Source organism: Aquiflexum sp., assembly GCF_977115555.1.
In genome coordinates, this window is record NZ_CDSBKL010000508.1 from 1 (window position 1) to 2,558 (window position 2,558).

Sequence of the window (2,558 nt, forward strand, 5' to 3'; positions counted from 1 at the left end):
AATGTTCGTGACGACACGAACCTTGACTATGAGTTTCATGAATTGAATACTTACCTTCCACAAATACCTGAATAGGGGCAAAACTTACATTTTTCCAAATTCTCGGTCTGAGAAAAAGGAACTTCAGGATCATACATTTCTTCAAGCATACTCCTCAATCCATATTCATATTCCGATTGATATTTATTATAATCCTGAACTTCTACTGCAGTTCCTCTTGGTTCTTTTTGCTGCAGATATGGATTGAAATCCTCTTTGAAAATCTCCTTGAAATTAAATAATGCCGGTTTCAGAGGTTTGGAATTTTCAGGATGCATGGCCTGATAAAGCAATCCATAGTACATGGTCTGCATGGCTGCTTTGTTCCTGTTTTTATCCTCCCGATCAAAAAGGCTTGCCACATTAGAAAAATCCTTTTTGTCACCACCGGATTTGTAATCTATCAACCTAATCGTACCCTCTTTCTCATCCACCCTATCAATATATCCTTTGAGACTGATATTCTTGATACCAATTCCAGTTTTGATTTCAAATTGGGCCTTGTGGGCTTTTTCCATAGATACCAGGCGGAAAGGAGCATCTTCCTCATCGATCTCAAGCAAGCGGACCATGTATTTTTGCATCACATCCCGGACAATGGCCATTTGTCCGCTAAGTTTGGTGTCTGCATTTTCCTCAAGGTGATAAAACTTCCTGACACCCAATTCGATCGATGGAAAGACCCAATTTTTCCTCAAATCCTCGAAATCCCCTTTTTCAAGAACATCTCTGTTTTTTCTTTTTCTAAATCCATCATAGAGAAATTCCATACTGTAGTGGACAATATTCCCAAATACCGCTGCGTCAACCTCTTCTTTTACTTCGTCCTTTTCCTGAATATTGGCGAGGTATTGCAGGTAAAATTTAAGCCCACAATCAAGATACACACTCAAAGCTGAAGGTGAAAATGAAGTCTGCGAAAAACCTTCGGCAGTAACCACATACCTCTCCAGCAAATGGAGCACTTCGGGGTTTTTGTGAATGGAAATGGCATCTGTATTTTTCAAGTCAATGGGTACATAGATGATTTCTTCCTTCATCTCAATTCCCAACTCGACCATCATCTGCTGGATATACCGGCTCTTTTCACCTGCTTTGCCTTGATCGGAGGCGGTAGTGTAAATCATATGCACTTCCTCGGCACTGTGAAGCAGCCTGTAAAAAGTGTAGGCATAAATGGCATCATTCTGTTCCTGAACAGGAAGACCAAATGCCTTTCGGATATTAAAAGGAATCATGGAATTGAGCCCGGCAGAAGGAGGAAAACTGTCCTCATTCATATTACAAATGATTACACGGCGAAAATCCAGGTTTCTGGATTCCAACACACCCATGACTTGCAATCCCTGCAACGGTTCCCCTTCAAATGGCAACTTTACCTCACGAAAAACCTGTCGGAACAAACGGATGAAGAACTCGCGATCCACGGTTGTCGATTCCTGTTTTTCAAAAATCTCCCTCAACCTGTTCAACTGCTTGAAGCACTGAAACAAGTAAGAGCGCTGTAAAGGCTCCTCTGTCAACCGCTCCGCAAGCTGTTCCATCAGGACAGAGAGATAAGGAAATAGCGTCTCGCCTTTGAGTTGCTGAAAGATAAGCTGAAACAAAGCACCGCCTTGATGCAAAGTAGATTCAGGAATATAGATTTGATTTTTCTCCTGCATGTCTGCCAAAGTCTTTGCTACAAAAGATTCATTTTCAGACTTGAGGTAAATCGAAGACAGCAGGTTTTTGACAGGCTGATGGTAAAACAAAACCTTGCCTTCTTCGACTTTGATAAACCGTTGCATTTCCAAAACCGACTCCAAAAAAGCGTACACAGGTGCATTTTTGACAGGATAGCCCATCGTCACGTTGACTTTGTCGATTTGACCCGGCAAAGTGTGTAGGATCGGAAACAGCATCTGCTCATCAGGCAATATCACCACAGTTTCTTCCCAATTTTCATTCTGTCCTCCTTTTTCTAAAATAGACCCAACCAAATTCGCCTGATTGGTTTTCAGTGGAGTGGCATAGGTATGGATTTTGGTTTTCCTGTTTTGGATGTGATTGGGAATTTCTTTGGGAAATGTCGGTCCAAAAACTTTGTCTTTTTGGTAATCCCTAAAAAAAAGTCCCGCTTCCTGATTGGCATCATCCAAGTAATATCCATCGATATCCCAAAAAATCCTTGCCTCAAACTCAGAAATAAAATGCTTGATCAGTTTTTCTTCCGTGCCGGTAAATGCATTGAACCCGATGAAGATGAATTGCTTATCAGGTTTAGGGATAGTGTCAAGCGATGCCGCAACTTTCCGGTATAACTTTCCGGAATAAGCCAATCCGGAAACTTCCAGAGAAGCCTGGTAAGCTTGGTATAATGGACTAAGCATTTGCCAAAACTTCAGAAATTTCTCTTGGTGGCTTCTGTCCTGTCTTTCAAATGAATTCCAAAACTGACGGATCAATTCAATCTGACTATCGCTCAAAAAACTGAGATCAGATTCCAGTTCCTTGATTTCTGACAAATGGAGATAGAG

The 2,558-nt window shown here is 41.3% G+C and carries 1 protein-coding gene; it reads right to left on the minus strand.

Features of this window, described 5'->3' with window-relative positions; translation table 11 throughout:
* Window positions 1-50: 50 nt before the first annotated feature.
* Window positions 51-2,558 (minus strand): PD-(D/E)XK nuclease family protein (locus ACZFYI_RS18890; RefSeq protein WP_462525672.1); only part of this gene is annotated, 2,508 nt, incomplete at its 5' end.